At 58.6% G+C, this 18,189-nt stretch carries 19 protein-coding genes and 1 tRNA gene; 9 read left to right on the top strand and 11 right to left on the bottom strand.

Translation table 11 applies throughout. From position 1 onward, the window contains the following. Positions 1-75 precede the first annotated feature (75 nt). Both A4E33_RS05940 and infB read right to left on the bottom strand, forming a co-directional pair. Positions 76-501: a 30S ribosomal protein S6e gene (locus A4E33_RS05940; RefSeq protein ID WP_292346771.1), complete on the bottom strand. Its 426-nt coding sequence runs from the start codon at positions 499-501 to the stop codon at positions 76-78. A gap of 177 nt (positions 502-678) precedes the next feature. Continuing rightward, entirely contained in the window at positions 679-2,457 is a 1,779-nt protein-coding gene (gene infB, locus A4E33_RS05935) for a translation initiation factor IF-2 (protein WP_292346770.1), read from the bottom strand. A 333-nt stretch (positions 2,458-2,790) separates the two neighbouring features. On the opposite strand from infB, the gene A4E33_RS05930 reads away from it, so the two are divergent. Next, positions 2,791-2,863 (top strand) — tRNA-His (locus A4E33_RS05930). Between the two features lie 19 nt (positions 2,864-2,882). Here the strand turns inward: A4E33_RS05930 and A4E33_RS05925 are convergent. From A4E33_RS05925 to A4E33_RS05910, 4 genes are read right to left on the bottom strand one after another with little or no spacing between them, the layout of a single operon-like run. Further along, on the bottom strand, positions 2,883-3,587 hold the full coding sequence (locus tag A4E33_RS05925; RefSeq protein WP_292346769.1) for an HAD family hydrolase: 705 nt from the start codon (positions 3,585-3,587) through the stop codon (positions 2,883-2,885). 21 nt (positions 3,588-3,608) lie between these two features. Continuing rightward, a complete protein-coding gene (locus A4E33_RS05920) occupies positions 3,609-4,295 on the bottom strand; it encodes an ABC transporter ATP-binding protein (protein WP_292346768.1) in 687 nt (228 codons plus the stop codon). Between the two features lies 1 nt (position 4,296). Continuing rightward, on the bottom strand, positions 4,297-5,511 hold the full coding sequence (locus A4E33_RS05915; RefSeq protein ID WP_292346767.1) for an FtsX-like permease family protein: 1,215 nt from the start codon (positions 5,509-5,511) through the stop codon (positions 4,297-4,299). Continuing rightward, entirely contained in the window at positions 5,504-6,739 is a 1,236-nt protein-coding gene (locus tag A4E33_RS05910) for a COG1361 S-layer family protein (protein WP_292346766.1), read from the bottom strand. Before A4E33_RS05910 ends, A4E33_RS05915 begins: the two co-directional genes overlap by 8 nt. Before the next feature lie 212 nt (positions 6,740-6,951). Between A4E33_RS05910 and A4E33_RS05905 the strand changes: the two genes are divergently transcribed. Together A4E33_RS05905 and A4E33_RS05900 are read left to right on the top strand one after the other, a co-directional pair. Next, a complete protein-coding gene (locus A4E33_RS05905) occupies positions 6,952-7,770 on the top strand; it encodes a methyltransferase domain-containing protein (protein ID WP_292346765.1) in 819 nt (272 codons plus the stop codon). Then, entirely contained in the window at positions 7,767-8,363 is a 597-nt protein-coding gene (locus A4E33_RS05900; protein ID WP_292346764.1) for an NAD(P)H-dependent oxidoreductase, read from the top strand. The genes A4E33_RS05905 and A4E33_RS05900 overlap by 4 nt, the downstream gene beginning before the upstream one ends. 57 nt (positions 8,364-8,420) lie before the next feature. Here A4E33_RS05900 and A4E33_RS05895 read toward each other — a convergent pair whose 3' ends face one another. Beyond that, positions 8,421-8,927 (bottom strand): hypothetical protein, encoded by a 507-nt coding sequence (locus A4E33_RS05895; RefSeq protein ID WP_292346763.1) that lies wholly within the window; start codon positions 8,925-8,927, stop codon positions 8,421-8,423. 560 nt (positions 8,928-9,487) lie between these two features. On the opposite strand from A4E33_RS05895, the gene A4E33_RS05890 reads away from it, so the two are divergent. The 4 genes from A4E33_RS05890 to A4E33_RS05875 all read left to right on the top strand — a co-directional run bounded on the left by A4E33_RS05890 (position 9,488) and on the right by A4E33_RS05875 (position 11,221). Further along, a complete protein-coding gene (locus A4E33_RS05890) occupies positions 9,488-9,919 on the top strand; it encodes a pyridoxamine 5'-phosphate oxidase family protein (protein ID WP_292346762.1) in 432 nt (143 codons plus the stop codon). A gap of 75 nt (positions 9,920-9,994) precedes the next feature. Then, positions 9,995-10,411: a nuclear transport factor 2 family protein gene (locus A4E33_RS05885; RefSeq protein WP_292346761.1), complete on the top strand. Its 417-nt coding sequence runs from the start codon at positions 9,995-9,997 to the stop codon at positions 10,409-10,411. Between the two features lie 60 nt (positions 10,412-10,471). Beyond that, positions 10,472-10,888 (top strand): DUF4440 domain-containing protein, encoded by a 417-nt coding sequence (locus A4E33_RS05880; RefSeq protein ID WP_292346760.1) that lies wholly within the window; start codon positions 10,472-10,474, stop codon positions 10,886-10,888. A gap of 66 nt (positions 10,889-10,954) precedes the next feature. After that, a complete protein-coding gene (locus tag A4E33_RS05875) occupies positions 10,955-11,221 on the top strand; it encodes a SemiSWEET family sugar transporter (RefSeq protein ID WP_292346759.1) in 267 nt (88 codons plus the stop codon). A 131-nt stretch (positions 11,222-11,352) separates the two neighbouring features. On the opposite strand, the gene A4E33_RS05870 is transcribed toward A4E33_RS05875, so the two are convergent. Both A4E33_RS05870 and A4E33_RS05865 read right to left on the bottom strand, forming a co-directional pair. After that, positions 11,353-12,801, bottom strand: a complete 1,449-nt coding sequence (locus tag A4E33_RS05870; protein WP_292346758.1) for a glycosyltransferase family 39 protein — start codon at positions 12,799-12,801, stop codon at positions 11,353-11,355. 62 nt (positions 12,802-12,863) lie between these two features. Beyond that, on the bottom strand, positions 12,864-13,481 hold the full coding sequence (locus A4E33_RS05865; RefSeq protein WP_292346757.1) for an RDD family protein: 618 nt from the start codon (positions 13,479-13,481) through the stop codon (positions 12,864-12,866). 178 nt (positions 13,482-13,659) lie between these two features. Here A4E33_RS05865 and A4E33_RS05860 point away from each other — a divergent pair, with 178 nt between their 5' ends. Next, positions 13,660-14,154: a hypothetical protein gene (locus tag A4E33_RS05860; RefSeq protein ID WP_292346756.1), complete on the top strand. Its 495-nt coding sequence runs from the start codon at positions 13,660-13,662 to the stop codon at positions 14,152-14,154. 15 nt (positions 14,155-14,169) lie between these two features. On the opposite strand, the gene A4E33_RS05855 is transcribed toward A4E33_RS05860, so the two are convergent. Next, complete coding sequence (locus tag A4E33_RS05855; protein ID WP_292346755.1) at positions 14,170-15,249, bottom strand: ABC transporter permease; 1,080 nt, start codon at positions 15,247-15,249, stop codon at positions 14,170-14,172. Continuing rightward, complete coding sequence (locus tag A4E33_RS05850) at positions 15,246-17,051, bottom strand: ABC transporter permease (RefSeq protein ID WP_292346754.1); 1,806 nt, start codon at positions 17,049-17,051, stop codon at positions 15,246-15,248. Before A4E33_RS05850 ends, A4E33_RS05855 begins: the two co-directional genes overlap by 4 nt. A 176-nt stretch (positions 17,052-17,227) precedes the next feature. On the opposite strand from A4E33_RS05850, the gene A4E33_RS05845 reads away from it, so the two are divergent. Then, complete coding sequence (locus A4E33_RS05845; RefSeq protein WP_292346753.1) at positions 17,228-18,118, top strand: ABC transporter ATP-binding protein; 891 nt, start codon at positions 17,228-17,230, stop codon at positions 18,116-18,118. Positions 18,119-18,189 lie beyond the last annotated feature (71 nt).

The raw sequence follows: 18,189 nt of genomic DNA, 5'->3' as shown, positions 1-18,189 counted from the left end.
CGTTTAGATCTTCCCTGCACAACGGCAGGATATCCCTCCGGCTGCGAAAGCAGGGGGGAACGTAAAAAAAGTATGTTATTTCCGGACCTTTTTCTTCTTCTCTTCCTTCTTCTCTCCCTCGACCTTGGGGAAGAGCTCATCGAGCTTCTTCTCCCCGTATGCGGTCACGAGGGCATTGATCTGGACGAAGTCCTGGGTGATCTCGCTTGAGCGGATGGTCTTTCTCCGCCGCTCCCCGTCCATCACCGGGTGAAAACCGATACCGCCGGCAAGCAGGAGGTTCCTGCGGCCCGCACCGGGGATGCCTTTCTTTGCGGCAATCCCGGTCCGGTCGGATGCACCGGTAATCCGGAGTTTATATCCTGCAAGCCCGAGGGCCCCGGCATCGATCTCGTCTCCGATACGCTTCCCGACGATAGCGCCTGCTGCGCCGCCACTGGCGTCCACATTATACGCGCGACCATTCTTCGGGTCTGATACAACGACTTTGAACTCGACCATTCGTCTCTGCTCCTTACAGGAAATCTCTTATGAACCCTGAAACCCGGGTTTTCACGTCTCCGGATGGCGGGCACAGCCGCCTGCACATGAGAAGTACCCATTTAATTATACCAGTACGCTATTAAACCCTCGCGTCCCCAAAACATCATCCGGAAGAAAAAGGAAACGAGAAAATGCTTACCTTCCCCAGAAGGGATCGGCTTTCCGTTTCATGGTGGTGAACTCGGAAAGGATCTCCTGCGTGCTGGTATTGAGGGTCTTGATCATCTCTTTCTCGAGCACCTTGATATGACGTTCGGGAACATCGACAAGCAGATCGTCTCCCACGCTCACCTGCCGCCCCACGGTTGCCCCTTCAATGGAAATTGCCACCTCGAGACCGGCATCGGCCTCCCGGATCGATTCCTGCCGGAGCTGCATGGTCTTGAGGTGCCCGACTTTCTTCCCGTCAGGCTTGATCAGGTCCACGTCGCTCCTGAGTTTTCCCCCCAGGACCCGCACGCCGACAACCGCCGGATTGCTCTGCCGGAAGACGCAGTCCGGCAGGAGCCGTATCTTTGCCGGCATCACGACATGCTCGAACCGCTGTTTCTCCTGCAGGCGTTTCTGTTCGTCGCGCCACTCCACGTACTGGTCGATCAGCTGGTAGATGACACGTCCCTCGAATACCTTCACCTGGGTATACAGCGGATTTTTCAGCATCTCGGCGGCATCGGGAAGGATGGGGGTGTTGAACGACAGCAGGACCCGGAACATCGGGTTCTTGACCGTCTCGGTCTCGATCAGGTTGAGCCGGCTGACCGGCCCGACCTCAGCCCGCATGACACCGATCTCCTTGCCCTCGAGCTCCTTGCAGAGTGCTTCGAGGGCCCCGATGGTATCGGCCTTGATGGAGATCCCCTCCTCGGAGAGGTTGACGTGGATCTCGGTCATCTCTTTTTTGATCCGGGCTTCTACTTCCTCCCGGTTGTTCCGGATGACGAAGAACGGAGAACCTGCTATGACCCCTTCGAGGTCAGGGGCGGTGACCTTGATTCCTGCAGCAGCAGCCACCGATTTCACCCGCTCGAACCGGTCTTCGACTAAAATCTCCTTCATCGGCCGGGGCTTTAACAGCGACCTCACCTTTGTGACAAGGACATCTTTCTGCGTGGCGACGGCAATCTCGTCGCCGACGGCAAGGGTGCCATCGTACAGGATCACGTCAAGGGTTGTACCGAGTCCGCGCTCCTCCTTGACCTCGAGCACGGTCCCGGCACCCGGGCCTTCGACTGAAAGTTTCAGCTCATCGCTCATATACCGCTGGGCGAGCCCGATCATAACAAGCAGCAGGTCGGCTATCCCCTCGCCGGTATGGGCGCTGACCGGCACGATGGCGAGGTTCCGCTGGAAGTCCGCGACGCGGTCGAAACGGTCCGCCGAGAATCCGAGCTCGGCGAGTTTGCCGACAATCTCGTAGGTCTTGTTCTCGACATCGCCTTTCACCCGCTCGTTCTGCTTTGTAAACGAAGAGACGAACGTCTCGTTCTCGTTGACCCGCCAGCCGTGGATCCGGTCGATCTTGGTGGCAGCAATGACAAACGGTGTCTTGCAGTTCCGCAGGATCTGGAGGGCCTCGATAGTCTGGGGCTGGAATCCCTGGCTGATATCGACGACAAGGATGGCCATGTCGGCAAGCGCCCCCCCCCTCGCCCGAAGGGTCGTGAACGCATGGTGACCGGGGGTATCGATAAACAGGAGGCCGGGGATGTTGATGGGGGCCTTTCCCATCGTGCCGCTCATGCTCCGGATGGCATCGATGGGGACGATGGTCGCGCCGATATGCTGGGTGATCGCCCCGACCTCCGAACTGACAACCGAAGAGCCGCGGATGCGGTCCAGCAGGGAGGTCTTCCCGTGGTCCACGTGCCCCATGACGCAGACGATCGGCGTCCTGATCTTCGGGTTATCCGCCATATGTTGCCCCCTGTATCCCTGCTCTGAACTACAATACCGGATACTCCCGGATCCCGGTGCAGCGGCGAATGCCCTGCCGCGCCTTATCATCGGGGAATAATGTTCAGAGCCACCTGATATGTAATGGATGTCTGACCCTATTAATTCTCACTCTCGCATCCTGCGAAGGCCGGAGAGCAAAAGGGATCGCAGACGTATCAGGACCAGAAGACCGGCAGGCGGTGTTTTTTTTCTCATCCCTCCTGATTACTGAAACGGATACTTTAAAGTGCGACCACTTCCAATGTAAAAGGGACATCTGCCAGCAGTCTGGCGATGGAAAACCAAAAACCTGCCAGGGTGGGGTAGTTGGTCATCCTAGGGGACTGTGGATCCCCCGACCCGGGTTCGAGTCTCGGCCCTGGCCTTTTCTTCCATTGCATTTGTCAGTAGTCATCCAGCAGTTCCCGTACGTCAAGCCCCTCGTACGACGTGATCTCCCGAGCAACTGAAGGATCGGGGCATGGCAGAGCATACCGGTTCAGCCAGACGGCGTTCATGCCGTATACGGAAGCGGGAACGATATCGATATTCCAGGAATCCCCGACGTATATCGTCTCGGCTGCTCCGGAGCCGGCCAGTGCAAGCGCCTTTTTAAAAATGCGTTTGTCCGGCTTCCGGTAACCCGTCTCTTCGGAGATTACGACAATATCGATGAGCGTGGAAATTTCCAGGCACGTGATCTTCTCTCTCTGGATACTGCCAAAACCATTCGTGATAATCCCGACCTGCACTTCATCGTGTAACCTCTCCAGCAGTTCCCTTCCCCCCGGTATGATTCTCCGGTTCTTCTGGTACCCGGCATCGTAACGCCGCACGGTCTCCGGGATATCTTCCGGTGCAAGGGATTGACCGAACCGGGCACAGACCCTGCATATCCTTTCGGTTATGGCATCGGCAAGGGGTAATTCCCCAGTGAGAACCTTCTCGAAGTTCGCCCATATGAGCTGCTCGTGGAACAATTCCATCTCGTGGATATCTGCCGATGACAGCGCAGGGAGCATCTCTTTGAGGACAGAAAAACCGCACCTGCGGCTGTACTGGTGGTCGAACAGCGTATCATCGAGATCGAAGAAGACGGTCGTTATCATTACGGTTTCACAGGATCCCGGCTAGTGCCCGCGGCGGTCCTCGTCGCGGTCGATCTGACCGTCCTTAAGGTACACGATCCGGTGGAAATAGTCCTTGTGCCACTCCTCGTGCGAAACCATGACGATGGTCTGGCCGAACTCCTCGTTCAGGGTATGGAACTGGTCGAGGACCGCCTTCGAGTTCACCGTATCGAGGTTGGCGCAGGGCTCGTCGGCGAAGAGGATGATGGGGCGGTTGACCATGCTGCGGGCGATTGCCACCCGCTGCTGCTCGCCTCCCGACAGCTCCCTTGGCAGGTGGCCGAGCCGGTGGGAGAGGCCGACGGTCGAGAGCACTTCCCTGCTGGCCTCCCGGCACTCGTCCTCGGTCTTTCCCTGCGCCATCACCGTGAGCATCACGTTCTCGAGCACGGTCAGTTCCGCCACGAGAGCATAATCCTGGAAGATATATCCCATCTTCCGGAGCCGGTAATCGGTCCGCTCGTCGTCGTCCATATCTGCCACGTCGTGACTATTGATCTCGATCGTGCCCGATGTCGGGAAATCGAGAAGGCCGAGCAGGTGGAGCAGGGTCGATTTCCCGCTGCCGCTCGGGCCCATCAGCCCGAGGAAATCGCCGCGGCGAACCTCAAAGCTGATGCCCCTGAGCGCCGGAACTTCGACGACGCCGGGATAGTAGGTTTTGGTCAGGTTCGTTGTCCGGATCATGCTACCCCCTCATCGCGGTGAGGATCTCCTCGCGGGCGATCAGCCATGCCGGGATGAAACCGGCAATGGCAGAAGAGACGAACAGGAGGATGGCGTTCGTCACGATATCCGCGAGGGTGAACGCGGGCCGGATATCCCCGTCGGGAAACCGTATCGGGTACACGGCAAAGTAGCGATCCATGGCGAACAGGATGAGCATGCCGAAGAAGATCCCCATGATAGCGAGGAGGATTACCTGGAAGACATAACTGTACGTGATGGTCGTCCGGTGGATCCCGATCGCTTTCAGGATCCCGATCTGGCGCCGGTTGTTGAGGGTCTTGATCATGATGACGATGAAGATGACCACGATAGCGATCACGATGCTGACGATCGTCGAGATGCTGTTGATAACCCCGTAGCTCTGGACCACCTGCGCAAACGCCTTCCCCAGCAAATCGTGCCACGTCTTGATCTGTTCCTGGATGCCCATGCCGGTCAGGCTCAGCTTGACCTCCTCCGCGTCCTCTCCCGGGACGGTCCGGACCAGGACTTCCGTGGCTTCGTCGACCTTCTGCCCCCGGATGCTCTCGAGCTCCTCCCACGTAATGAAGACCGACTGGTCCGCCATATATGATTTTGTCTCAAAGACGCCTTTCACGCGGTAGGTCCGGACCACGCCGTTGGTGAATTCGACGTCAATGGAATCCCCGGCCCTGACCCCTCCGAGGGAGGGCATCAGGTCTTCGGATTTGTCCTTGTGACCTGCCACGTAGTTACCGATGATGATGACCCCGGTGTCGCCCTCACCAAGGTACTCTCCGTCCCGTATCTTTCCGGATACGCCGGTCACCAGAACCTCGTCGCGCGGGCGGATAGCGATGACACTCCCGGCAAGGCGGCTGCCCTTGAACTTCATCACCCCGCCAATGTTGTTGTGGGGCGCTGCCCGGAGGACGCCCGGTGCCCGGTTCACCCGGGCAAGGAGATCCTCGAGGTCAGAGATGACCTCCACATCCTCCTTGGGCTGGATGAGGACATCACCTGACTGGTACTCGATGGTCTGTTCCACGAAGAGGTTGATCGCCCCGGTGATGACGGAGGGTAAAAAGATCATGTTGGTGAAGACCATTCCGATGATGACGACCGTCATGACAAGGCTGCCGATACTGCCGCGCCTAAGGGACCGCAGGCCTAAAAAAAAGGAGAGCTTCAGCCGGATGACCGTTTCATTCATGGTTCCTGACCGGTTTCTTCCTGATGAACACCCACCATGCCCCGGCGGCGAGGAGCAGCAGGATAACGACCGCCACGACGATGCCGCTGTAATCAGCGGGCACTACGGAGAGCGAGAGCGGGTGCGTGACCTCGTGGTTTCCCCAGTCGTCGGTATACCGGATGGTGACGTTGTATGCATGCTCTCCCGGCGGAGCGCCTCCCAGACGGAAGAGGGCCGGGGCGTCGTTGCCCGGCTTGATCTTGCCAAGGAAGGCTTCGCGGCTGCCGGAGAGCGGGAGGTCGACTGTCGCGGTTACGGATTTGGCGTCCCCCGTTCCCGTGTTCTCGATGCGGATGATCAGGTTGAACGGCTGGCCGGCAACGATCCGTTCCGGGCTTGTTTCGATCGAAGCAATGCCCACTTCGACATCCCCCCGCAGCAGCAGGTTGATGGTTGCATGCTCCGTGCGTTCCGAACCATCGGTTACATAGTAGGTGACGGTCACCGGGATCGTGGCGATGCCGGGATCGGCTTTCCGGTCGGTAATGAAGGTGATATCGATCGGTTCATGCTGCCCGGCCGGGATGCTGCGCACGTGGAACAGTTCCGAATCACGCGGCCTGACCGAGGTGCTGGCATTGCCGATCCGCACGATGACCTGGTCGGCCGCGCTCGCCCCGCTGTTGAAGAGATCGAGCCGGACCTGTGCCTGGTCGCCGGGTTTCACTGCCGCAGGCGTTGTTATCGCCGTCCCGATCACGGCAAGCCGGGCAACCGCGATGGGGGTGTTCACGTTGACCGGCACGGGATAGCGGGTGCTCCTGCCTCCCCGCGTATCGATCCAGACCTCGGGGAAGTACATCCCGCTCGTTGCCGGGGCGCGGATCAGGAACGTGATCGGGATAGTCTGGCCCGGGCCGAGATCGCCGATACGCTGGTAACTCTCGCCAACGACCACGATACCGTTGCCCTCGAGTGTCGCCTTCTCGATATAGACATTGATGTCGGTGACAGTCACCGTTGCGGCATTCTCGTCGGACATCGCCCCGGTCCGTTCCGTGTAGGAGGCGCTCGATGCGGTATTCCTGAGCGTCACCGTTACGGTTCCCAGGTCCCCCGGCATGAGCACCTGCGGTGTAACCGTGTAATCGCTGACGGTGACGGTCGGCTCAGCGACCGCCGGCAGTATACAAAGCAGCATGATCGCGACGATCGCAGGAATCCCCCATTTCGCATTCCAGCTCATGGTTATTCAACCACTCTCTTTCTCCGCTCTTTATACAATTTGTGATACTGCTCACCGATCTGCCTGATGGTTCGGGGAACCGGCAGGTATCTTATACGGATTGGGGAACACTCTGTACACAGTACATTTTTGTGCATTGATTGCCAACTTTGTACAGCAACCTGCCGGGAGGGCCCGATCCCTGTCCGGCATACGGGAGCACTGAAGATCCTATGGCAACGAACAGGTACGTCCACGGTTATTCCGCCCGCGAATCGGAGCGGCTCGCCGACCAGGCCCAGACGCTGACGGATCTCCTCCACCACGACACCCGCTACCCGGCCGGCTCCCGCGTGCTCGAGGCCGGATGCGGCATCGGCGCCCAGACCGTCATCCTCGCAAAGAACAGCCCGCAGGCACAGATCACCTCAATCGATATCTCCCCCGACTCCCTCAAAAAGGCGGAGGAGAACGTCAGGAATCAGGGTTGTACCAACGTGACCTTCCGTCAGGCAGATATCTTCAGCCTCCCGTTCGGCAGGGCAAGCTTCGATCATATCTTTGTCTGCTTCGTCCTGGAACATCTCGCCGAGCCCGAACGTGCTCTGGCGCACCTCCGTCCCCTCCTGAAAGACGGCGGGACGATTACCGTGATCGAGGGGGACCACGGGTCTGCGTACTTCCACCCGGACAACGATGATGCCCGCCGGGCCATTGAATGCCTTGTGGAACTCCAGCGCCGCGGCGGCGGCAACGCGCTCATCGGCCGGCAGCTCTACCCGCTCATGACCGCCGCGGGATTTTGCGATGTCAGTGTCTCACCGCGGATGGTCTATGTCGACTCCTCCCGCCCGGCACTCGTGAAAGGGTTCACGGAACTGACGTTCACCGCCATGGTCGAAGGAGTAGGGAAGGAAGCCGTTGAGGCCGGGCTGATGACAAAAGAAGCATGGGACCAGGGGATCGCCGCCCTGTACCGGACTGCGGGAGACGACGGCGTCTTCTGCTACACATTCTTCAAGGCGACCGGGCGGAAACACGGGGAACCATGAAGATATCCGTGATCCTTGCCCATCCCCGTCCCGGCTCCTTCAACCACGCGATTGCCGATGCTGCAGCTGCAGCGCTCCGCAGTGCAGGGCATCGCGTTGCATTCCACGACCTGTATCAGGAACGGTTCGATCCGGTGCTCCCGTTCTCCGAGATCGCCCGCGATGCCCCTCTCCCGCCGCACATCGCCCTGCACTGTCACGAGATCGCCCGTGCGGACGGGATCGTGATCGTTCACCCGGACTGGTGGGGGATGCCACCGGCGATCCTCAAAGGCTGGATCGACCGGGTTCTCCGGCCGGGTGTTGCATACCGTTTCGCGGAAACGGATTCGGGAGAGGGTATCCCCGAGGGGCTGCTGATGGCAAAGGCGGCGCTTGTCTTCAATACCTCCAATACCCCTGCGGCCCGCGAGCAGGAGGCTTTCGGGGACCCCCTCGAACGTCTCTGGAAGGACTGCATCTTCTCGTTCTGCAGCGTACCGGTCTTCCGGCGCCGGATGTTCGGCGTTATCGTCACGAGCACGGAGGAACAGCGGAGAGCGTGGCTTGACGAGGTGCGGGAGATGAGCCGGGAACTGTTCCCACGGACCTGAACCATACGATCGGGCTGAAAGACCGGGACAGCGGGGCAGTCTCCCGTGGACGGGCAATCATCCGGTCGCTGCCAGCATTCGATCCGTCCACCGTGCAACATTCTTCCGGATCGCATCGTCGGTATAGGATGCTACCGTGATCCGGTCCCGCGCCAGGCTCAGGAAGAACAGCTCCCCACTCTCGTCGTGACACTTCAGGATCACGGTGTAGCGGTCGGCTTCCGGGACGTGCCGGGCCCTCCCGCGGTGAGCAGCGATATTCGCCACGTTCGCCATGACCGCGTGGATCCCGTCCTCGTACCCTTCGACCGAGTTGTACACCTCGGACGAACTGCCGATCTGCTTCCTGTCCCCGTCCTCGTACACGAACTTCGCGGTGTAGCGCTCGCGGACCTTCACAACCGGCGGATGGTGCTTCCCCGGCGTCCGGTACGATGTGCAGCCGAGCGGGTTTCTCACGATGAGATCCTGCACAACAGCATTGAATGACCCGATATCTGGAAACGGCCGGTCCAGGGTGCAGGTGGCGCTCTTTGTCCCGGCCTTTGGCGTGAATTGTCTCATGGTCTTCCTCCTGCATGCCGCCGTCCCGCACGCATCGCCGGCAGGAAAATGGTTCCGCCGGATCGGCGTTGCGTGGACGGCCGCCGGATTGTATTATCTATAGAAATGGCGCAAGGGAGAAATCCTTGGTGGTCGTGCAGGGGGGTCAGTGGGGATAAATTTTACAGGATCCTGCCGGCTAGGTCAAAAGGGATTCCCGGGATCCGGAGGGAATATTCCGTCGGAATTCTGTTGCTGTTTTGCCGCAGATGACCCGGCTGAAAGGCCCGCGGCCGGGCCGGTCAGGGATTTTTATCCCCACTGACCCCCATAAGCAGCCTCCCGGTATTGTATGGCATAATGGAACGTACACGACGAAATTGTGTATGTCTGTGACAGGCAATGGTGCCCGGAATGCCCGGGGGGTCATTGGGGATAAATGGGAATGCCGGATCGGGGGTTCCGGCCGGACACACCTGTTCCCGTCACAGAACCTCCGGAACAGTGGTGCCCGCCCGCTGCCATCCGATCTCCCGAACCTTTTTCGCCCCCGCCCATCCATAGTCTCCTGAGGCGATCGAATGGATTTTTCCGAATGCACGAAGTTTGCAACCGAGAACCCGGTTACATATATTGCGACAGCAGAGGGAGACCAGCCCCGGGTCCGGGCATTCGCGATGTGGTTCTGTGATGCAACGGGATTCTATTATCACACGGGAACCCCGAAGAGGATCTACGGCCAGCTGAAGAAGAACCCGAAGGTGGAGCTCTGCTTCTACAAGCCCGGCGAGGGTGCGGGGACCATGATGCGGGTTACAGGCAAGGCCGAGTTCCTGAACGACTCGGCGCTCGGGGAACGGCTCTTCCGCGACCGCCCGTGGGTGAAGGGGCTGCTTGCCGCAGCACCGGAGGGAGGGAAACTTGCCATCTTCCGTATTGCCCATGGCGAGGCATATTTCTGGACCATGGCAGACAACATGCGGGAGAGCGAGGCGCCCCGCGTGAAATTCTGAACTTTTTTTACTTTCGCACCCTGCATACCCGCGCCTTTTATCTGCCCGGCTCTCAGGGGGAGATGGAGTGTTTTCATGGACCTGAATACCATTACAAGGGATATTCTGAAAACCATAAACGCTGTAAACCGGAGTTATACGGACGGCTGGCATGAAGAAGAATTCCGCCGGTATATCCACCCGGATATCGTTGCAGTCTTCCCGGATTCGCCCGGCAGGATTGAGGGAAAAGAAGCATATGTTGCTGAATGGCGGGATTTTTGCAGCACGGCGGTCGTCATCCGGCGCCAGGAGACCGCTCACCGGGTCAGCATCTTTTCCGGCGGGAAAGCATCAGTTGTTACGTACCTCTTTTCGGTCACCTTTGTCATGGACGGCCGGGAACAGACCATGCTGGGCCGCGACATGTTCTTCCTCGTCCGGGAGGGTCGGAAATGGCTGGTTGCCGCCCAGCAGTTCTCGGCAGAACCTGAGGATGTTGTATCAATATGAATACTCTGCCGCCCGCAGCAGGTGAATTTACGGAATGTCAGATACAACAGGAGGATAAATATGGATTCTGAGAAGATACGCAGGGAAATCATCGATATGCTTCATGCGATGAACCGGTGCTGGACCGAAGGGTGGCACGAGGAAGAATTCCGGCAGTACATCCACCCGGAGGCCGTGGCCATTGTGCCGACAACCCCCGGGCGGCTTGAAGGAAGGGAGGCATATGTCGCCGGGTGGCGGGAGTTCGCGCAGGCAACCGTTGTCCACGAATGGAAGGAGACCGGGCACAAGGTCCAGATCTATGCCGGCGGGAAATGTGCCGTTGTAACGAATTTTTTCACGATCACCTTTGGCATGGGGCCGGTGAAGCAGACCATGCAGGGCCGGGACATGTACTTCCTGGTGAAGGAAGGCCGGAAATGGCTGGTTGCCGCCGACCAGTTCTCACCGGAACCACCGCAGGGAGCGACCGGCTGACCGGTACAGGGAAAGGACGGCTGCCGGATTCAAATCATTGCAGGATAAATACCTGAAAGTGACCTCATGGACACCATTGTTCTTGTCGGCTATATCGCAGGGGCCCTTACAACCATATCGTTCGTCCCGCAGGTTCTCCGTGCATGGAAGCTGGGGGAGACACGCGATCTCTCGCTCGCCATGCTCCTCCTCTTTGCCCTCGGGATCCTGCTCTGGACCTCCTATGGTATCTGGACCGGCTCGATGCCGATCATCCTGGCAAATGTCATCACGTTTGTCCTGATCCTCATCCTGCTCGGCCTGAAGGTCAGGAACCGCGACCCGTTCCGTTAACCGCGCGTGCAACGGGAGGATACTGCGGATATTGCTCCCTGCGGCACATGAACCGGCGGGCTGCAGTCATTATCCCGCCCTGCAGGCCGGAACGGCATCATGGGTGCAGAAAAAGCGGGTTGATCTGTCGGTTAATGATGCATAGGGAGAATGAACACCGGCGGAAGCGGCGGAACGTTCCACATGACGACCTGACTGATAGTCCTGACCCCGATGGTGTAACTTTCCACAATGATCATGTGATCGGTATCCCAGATCATCGGGCGGTCCATGGTTTTAACCGGGTTGAACGGATAATAAAATACCCCGATGGCCTGGATGATCAACGAGACAGCGACGAGTATGATAAAGCATGCTTTTCCACAACGGGCAGTTATGTCAGTACGGTCGCCTTCAAGGAATTCGCTGATTACAACTCCGATGTATAAAGCAAGGACGGGAATGAACCCGGTCAGGAAACGCTGCCCGTAGGAAAATGCAGTCGATGACATCCACAGGCTGAAAAAGCTGTACACAAGGATCTGGAGCAGGATGACCGGCCCGAACCAGGCAAGCAGGTTGCGGATCTTCGGTCGTGTCAGGGTACTCAGTCTCAAATACCCGTACACGGAAAAGAGCAGGACGGGGGAGAAGACCAGGAGCCCAAGGTTCGGTGCAACAAGAAGGCTGACGAATCCGACAACCGCGTCGGGGCCAAACGAAAAGATTGCCGCGTTTTTGATATACCCGCCGAAGATATTGCCGAAAATCAGCATATTGTAGAGGAAGAACGGGGCGCCGCCCGCAAGGCAGCCGGCAGCGTAATAACCGATCTGGTTCCGGCACTCCTTTGCAATGTAGACAAAAACCGGGATGAGGAGGACGGCATCGGGTGGCCGGTTGAAGACAAACAGGCCGGATATGATCCCCATGATAGCAACGGTCAGGTATGATGGCTGCCGGTCGTTGAGGATACTACCATATATGAGGGAAATGAGCAGGAGCTCGACCATACCATGCTGCCAGAGCGCCTGGCTGCTGACCGACCAGGTGCTCGTGGCAAAGGCATACACCAGGGTCGTTGCCAGTGCAGTCCTCTGCGAGAAGAGCTCTTTTGCCGAAAGGTAAAGAAGGACGCCGGAAAGAGCAGCGATGCACGCTGCAGAGGTTTTTGCAATCGCTGCGATTAGTTCCGGCGTTACAGGAGCATGGAGGAGCGATGAGAGAAGGAAGGAGCATGCATAGAGGGGAGTAACGAGAACCGGTGTGACAATGGGAAAGAAGGAGACGATCCGGCCATTCACTTCGGGGAAAGCGTATGCGATATCAGGCGTCTGTATCAGACCCTGGAAGACACTCGTGATGAACGGGCCGTCGAAGAAGATGCTGTGATCGTACAGGATGGCTGCAGGAAGAAGCTGGGCCGGCACCGTATCGCCGCTGACGGTGACGATGGAAACGGTGTTGTACGCGAAGAACAGGAATACAAACAGGAGTAGTGTCTCATAGCGAAGAAGAACACCGGTGATGGATTCTGCCTGCGAAGGACCGGCAGTGCCTTTGCCGGCTCTCTTTCTCTGACCCTTGTCACGCTGAACCATTCCTGTGCCTTCCGCCCGGAATTACGTGATATCCGCTATTATGGAAAAAAGATGCGATGTTTTCAGTCCTGGAGGAGTACAAGGCAGCCTGCGATGAGATCGTGGAGCCCCTGGCGTCTCTGCGTGAGGCCGATCGCAAGGAAACCGAGGAAGACGGGGATGGCGGAGACGAACTTGGCGAAATGCCGGAGCGTGACGCGGGCGAAGGTCGGCTTGTTGCCGATCATGTCGGTGACAACGATATGCATCAGCAGCTTTCCTGGAGTGGCCTGGCTCCGGGATGATTCGAAGCCGGCGAAGTAGAGCCACGGGATCACGATCAGCAGCATGCCGTACGCGGCGATGATGGATCCGAGCAGGGCGCCCATGGTCCCTTCGGTGGTGAGGGTTTCCACGGGGATCTTCTGGACGAAATAGAAGTACGAGTTCTGCACGCCCCGGGTGAGGCCGAGCATGGTCATCGCCACCAGGTCAAAGAGTACAATGATGATGAAATCGACAATGAATGCGACAAACCTCCTGCCAAGGCCCGCGTAGACCCCGATATCCGGGCCCTCCTCCTCTTCGGGAGTGATGGGGGAGGGGGCTGCCGGCAGCGGGACAGAGCCGATATCGGCACCGCACCACTGGCAGAATTTTCCGGAGGCATCAGTCTCTTTTCCGCATTTAGGACAGAACATTCCTTAGGCTCCTGATACGTAAAGTTAATCCGGGAGCCCTTTTTAATTTAACTGTTCGTTCCCGCGGTTTTACCCGGTTATTGTGCCCGGAACTGAGGCCGGGGGAAATAAACCAGAAGAAACGGGAATTGTATTCTTTTCCCCGCTATATTCGAGCACAAATCAGAAATACCCACAGATGAAAGCAATTTACATGCAGAAAACCGCTGTTGCACTCGCATGCTCCCTCCTCGTACTGTGTGCGCTCTTTTCAGGATGCACAAGCCCGACCGGGACCGGGACTACCCGGGCACCGACAACGGTCTCCACGCCCCCGCCAGCGCCCCCGACCTCAGAGGCCACCGTGATCCCCACGCCGGTTCCTGTCGAGACCCTGCCCCCCGAGCAGGACGTGGCACTGGTCCTGTCCAAGCAGCGCCCTGATTCGTCGATCCACCTCCTCTACAACGGCGGGAAGGGTGAGATTTTTGTCCAGAACATCATGATGAAGGCCACCCTCAGCAACGGACAGGTCGTTCAGCAGTACATGAACAACGGCGACCGGAAACCCCGACGGGGCGATGAACTTGTAATCGATGGCACACGGGGGACCGACTTTGTACAGGTCTACATCACCAGCGCCGGCAAGACCTACAAGATCCGGGAAGAATCGCTGGTGCTGTCATACCTGTAAAAACCACCCCCTTTTTTACCCGCTGTGACGGGATTTCCCTATCCGGTCCGCGTACAGGTGTGTCGCACACCCGAGGATGAGGATGATGAGGCTGGTTCCCCCGAGCACGAACCACTGCTCCATCCCTGCAGTCCCGATCGCCAGCCGGGTCAGGAGGTTGAACGGGTTGTCCGGCAGGGCAAGCCCCAGCAGCATGACAATGACCAGTGCGGTCGAGAAGATGAACTGGGCAGCAGTCCGTTCTCGGTAATGGAGCGCCGTGAGGGTGCCGAGCAGGACCAGGATGAATGATGTGACCGACACCTGGACCAGAATGAGAACGGCATTCTCGATCGCGATGCCGTTGATCATGAGGAGGAGGATCCATGCACAAGCCTGGACCGGCACCATCAGCTCGCAGGCCAGCACCTTGCCCCAGACTATCTCGGTGAAGGTGACCGGCGTCGAGATGAGGGTCTCGAGGGTCTCGTGCTGGTATTCCTCGGTCAGCAGGTCGATGACGAGCGCCGAGGCGATGATCGCCGGCATGAAGACGAGGAGCGGGATCAGGAGCCCGTACACGAACTCGTAGAAGTCCCCGCCGCCTTGAGCCTTCGGGATGGCAAGCGGGACCGGTTCGTCATGCAGCCGTCCCGCCCGGATCTCCCGCAGGCCGGTCTCGTACTTCAGGAAGATGTCCTTGAGCTTAACGTCGACGATGGCGCTCTGGAGATCATTCTGCAGGGTATACAGGGTGATCTTGACCGGTTCCTGTGCATCCGGCGGGGTGTCCGGGACCCAGATCACGGCGGAGAGCTTGCGCTCTTTTAACGCCGCAACACCATCCGAGAGGTTCATCGGGTACACCCGGAAGTCCCGGCTCGTCGTGAGGTAGTCAAGCACCGGCGAGTCATTGCCGGCATAGGCCACGTTATACCGGAACCGGGAATACTTCGAGAGCGATGACGGGTCGTACATCGAGGTGAGCCCGACCATCAGGAACGAGGAGAAGAGGGCGATGAAGAGCTGGAGCAGGATGGCAAGCAGAATCGTCCGCTCGCTGAACAGACCACGGAACTCCTTCCTTGCAATAATGGAGAGGTGCCGCGCCTTCATGAGAGCCACCCCAGGATGAAGTAGAGGTTATACAGGCAGTGCACGACCATGGCGAGCGCGAGCCCCGGTGCAAACCAGCCCCGGCCGCCCAGCTTCAGGCACGCAGTCACGATGAGCACCCCGGCGAAATGCAGGAGGAGCGGCATCCAGAGGACCCCGAGGGAGAGGAAGAGGATGCTGCCGAAGACCGATTCCGTGATCTGGGCGAGGGTGACGAACAGCAGGAGTTTCTCCCCGACGAGGAACCCGATAGCGGTCGCAGCGCAGGCATACACGACGTTCTTCCATGTGAAGAACGCAGCGTCGCGGGCATAGATCGTGTAGATCCCGATCCCTTTGGCGATCTCCTCGATGAGTGCCGCAAAGAGGAGGAGGAGCACGAGCGAGTAGGGCATGGGCAGGTTGAAGAAGAGCACGAGGCACATCATCTGCACCATGAAGATGAACGGTATCGAGAACCCGGTCAGGAGGAAGAGCGAGAGGAACGGGCGTTTCCGCGACAGGACCTCGGAGAGGAACTCCCGCATCCGGGTCACGAGGTTCTTCTCCGAGAAGAGGCGCTCCTCTTTGAAGTTCCGTGCCGCGACAAAGAATATCACAGCGCTCGTGAGCCAGAAGAGCGAGGTGGAATAGAGATAGTCAGTCGCCGTCCACGCGGTTCCCTGCAGGGAGAGGACAATCAGCGTCAGGGGCGAGATGAAACTGATGACGTGGACATTGGCAAAGATGCTCGGGAAGAAGAGATACGAAGTTGCGACCGTCGAGAAGAAGATGGATATGAAGGAGAGCTCCTTGAAGCTCCGCGAGAGCATGCCGATGATGAGCGCGTTGGCAAGGAAGAAGAAGATGACCGGGACAAGCGGGAGGAGGATGATGAACGGGGCGCCGATCCAGACCGTGAGCCCCGTGCAGATGGCAAGCATCCCGAGGAAGTACGGGAGCATCTTGCCAAGGATGATGGAGCCGGTTTTTACCGGCATGGAGAGGAGGATCTCGCCCTTGCGCTCGATCCGCTCGTTCATGATGCTCATCATGAAGAACTGGGAGGTGAAGTAGAGCGGGAAGATGAAGACGAAGATCAGGATGATGGAATCGAACGGCAGGGGGGGCGACATCTGGGACGGGGTCTTGAAATTGCCCATCGCGTTGTCTGTCGTCAGGATCTCCGTGTACCGCGAGATCTGCGGGTTTGCGGAGCTCGTCTTCGTCAGTTCCTGCCGGAGCTCGTCCCGGGTGAACGCGAGGGTTGGCGATGGCGTCGGGATCTCGGCAACCGGGCCTTCCGGGACGGGAGCCTGCCTGCCCGGGGCTGCAGTGATCGACTGCCCGCTCTGGGTTGCAAGGAAATCGAGTTCGCTCTTCTGGGGCTGGACATCGATCCAGAGCGGGTACGCGGCGAAGAGATCCTCCTCGGCGTTATACACGCTGTTCACGTACTTCCCGTAATTGCGCTCCAGCGTCTTGAGGGCGGATTTGCTTTTCTCGGTGCCCCGGTAAAAGACCTCGCCGTTGATGACGATGAGGTCGAAGGAATTGCCCCGCCAGTCCGGGCTGGCTGCGGAGATCTGGTACACGCTGAACCGGGGGTCGCCGGCAATGAGCCCTGCAAGGGCGGGATCGTTCACCCCGACCTCGTACATGCCGTCCTGCAGGTGCAGCCCGCTCTGGGTGGTGAAGCCGGTGACGAGGACGAGCAGGACGAAGAGGACGATGGCGAGCGGCAGGACGTTTCTTCCCATCACGGAGAACGACTTCTTCACTTCCCATCGCGCGATGGTAGCAATATCTTTCAGATCGCCCATGGTGTCCCCCGGTACTTAATCCACCGTTGCCAGCCTTTATCTATTAATCCCATGGCACAGTCCCGGATATGGGTATACAGAATAGTTCCGCACTGCTTCAAAAAGTACCCGGTGCTGACACCATCCCAACCTATATCAGCACCACCAAATAATATCCGGAAACACAGGCATCATTCATGATCACGGCCCGCAACCTGGTAAAGGACTTTGACGGCTTCATGGCACTCGACGGTGTCAGTTTCTCGTTCGAGGACGGCGAGATCTTCGGGATCATCGGGCACAACGGTGCCGGGAAGACCACGCTCCTGAAAATTATCTCCGGCCTGATTGCCCCGACGTCGGGGGAACTTTTCATCAACGATATCGATGTCATCAAAGACCCGATGGCCCTCAAGGAGAACCTCGGCTATTTGCCCGAGGAGTCCCGGCTCTACGAGACGATGACGCCGGAGAACTACCTTGCGTTCTTCGGCGAGATCTACGGGCTCTCGCCGCAGGAGATCCGGGTCCGCTCGACCCAGCTCTTCGCGGCGCTCTCGCTGGAGCCGAACGGCAAGAAGATCGGGGAGTTTTCGAAGGGCATGAAACGGAAGACCGCAATCGCACGATCCCTGATTCACGACCCGAAGTTCCTCGTGTACGACGAGGCCACGAGCGGGCTCGATCCCATGACCTCGCGGTTCATCGCGGACTATCTCCGCCGTCTCCGGTCTGACGGGAAAACGATCGTGCTCTCGGCCCACAACCTGTACCAGGTCGAGGCGATCTGCGACAAGGTGATGATCCTGAAACGGGGGAAGATGGTGGCCTTCGGCACCATGAAGGAGCTCCGCGACCAGTTCGGGTCGCTCACCTACACGATCTTCTTCTCCATTGCCGACCCCGAAAAACTCCTGGGACACTCCCGGACCTACCGGCAGGAGGAGGGGTTCTTTGTCTGCGAAGCGGAGGATATGAAGGAACTCAATGAGTGCACCGGCATTATCACGGAGGCGGGGGGAAAAGTCGAGAAGATCGAGAGCCGGTACCCGTCGCTCGAGGAGATGCTCGTCAAGATCGGGAAGTAAGGGCGGTCCCTTTCTCAGAATTCCGAAGATGCCGGGTATGGAGCATTGCCGTGAATTGGTATTAAAATCGA

Origin of the sequence: Methanoregula sp. PtaB.Bin085 (genome assembly GCF_002067035.1) — an archaeon.
Lineage (GTDB): Archaea > Halobacteriota > Methanomicrobia > Methanomicrobiales > Methanospirillaceae > Methanoregula.
Note: the sequence above shows the minus strand (reverse complement) of the source record. Positions and strands in the feature narration are given on the sequence as shown.

What these genes read in the sequence shown, in the direction of transcription:
- A4E33_RS05940 (WP_292346771.1), bottom strand. Translation starts at nt 501, where the DNA reads ATGGTCGAGTTCAAAGTCGTTGTATCAGACCCGAAGAATGGTCGCGCG.
- infB (WP_292346770.1), bottom strand. Translation starts at nt 2,457, where the DNA reads ATGGCGGATAACCCGAAGATCAGGACGCCGATCGTCTGCGTCATGGGG.
- A4E33_RS05925 (WP_292346769.1), bottom strand. Translation starts at nt 3,587, where the DNA reads ATGATAACGACCGTCTTCTTCGATCTCGATGATACGCTGTTCGACCAC.
- A4E33_RS05920 (WP_292346768.1), bottom strand. Translation starts at nt 4,295, where the DNA reads ATGATCCGGACAACGAACCTGACCAAAACCTACTATCCCGGCGTCGTC.
- A4E33_RS05915 (WP_292346767.1), bottom strand. Translation starts at nt 5,511, where the DNA reads ATGAATGAAACGGTCATCCGGCTGAAGCTCTCCTTTTTTTTAGGCCTG.
- A4E33_RS05910 (WP_292346766.1), bottom strand. Translation starts at nt 6,739, where the DNA reads ATGAGCTGGAATGCGAAATGGGGGATTCCTGCGATCGTCGCGATCATG.
- A4E33_RS05905 (WP_292346765.1), top strand. Translation starts at nt 6,952, where the DNA reads ATGGCAACGAACAGGTACGTCCACGGTTATTCCGCCCGCGAATCGGAG.
- A4E33_RS05900 (WP_292346764.1), top strand. Translation starts at nt 7,767, where the DNA reads ATGAAGATATCCGTGATCCTTGCCCATCCCCGTCCCGGCTCCTTCAAC.
- A4E33_RS05895 (WP_292346763.1), bottom strand. Translation starts at nt 8,927, where the DNA reads ATGAGACAATTCACGCCAAAGGCCGGGACAAAGAGCGCCACCTGCACC.
- A4E33_RS05890 (WP_292346762.1), top strand. Translation starts at nt 9,488, where the DNA reads ATGGATTTTTCCGAATGCACGAAGTTTGCAACCGAGAACCCGGTTACA.
- A4E33_RS05885 (WP_292346761.1), top strand. Translation starts at nt 9,995, where the DNA reads ATGGACCTGAATACCATTACAAGGGATATTCTGAAAACCATAAACGCT.
- A4E33_RS05880 (WP_292346760.1), top strand. Translation starts at nt 10,472, where the DNA reads ATGGATTCTGAGAAGATACGCAGGGAAATCATCGATATGCTTCATGCG.
- A4E33_RS05875 (WP_292346759.1), top strand. Translation starts at nt 10,955, where the DNA reads ATGGACACCATTGTTCTTGTCGGCTATATCGCAGGGGCCCTTACAACC.
- A4E33_RS05870 (WP_292346758.1), bottom strand. Translation starts at nt 12,801, where the DNA reads ATGGTTCAGCGTGACAAGGGTCAGAGAAAGAGAGCCGGCAAAGGCACT.
- A4E33_RS05865 (WP_292346757.1), bottom strand. Translation starts at nt 13,481, where the DNA reads ATGTTCTGTCCTAAATGCGGAAAAGAGACTGATGCCTCCGGAAAATTC.
- A4E33_RS05860 (WP_292346756.1), top strand. Translation starts at nt 13,660, where the DNA reads ATGAAAGCAATTTACATGCAGAAAACCGCTGTTGCACTCGCATGCTCC.
- A4E33_RS05855 (WP_292346755.1), bottom strand. Translation starts at nt 15,249, where the DNA reads ATGAAGGCGCGGCACCTCTCCATTATTGCAAGGAAGGAGTTCCGTGGT.
- A4E33_RS05850 (WP_292346754.1), bottom strand. Translation starts at nt 17,051, where the DNA reads ATGGGCGATCTGAAAGATATTGCTACCATCGCGCGATGGGAAGTGAAG.
- A4E33_RS05845 (WP_292346753.1), top strand. Translation starts at nt 17,228, where the DNA reads ATGATCACGGCCCGCAACCTGGTAAAGGACTTTGACGGCTTCATGGCA.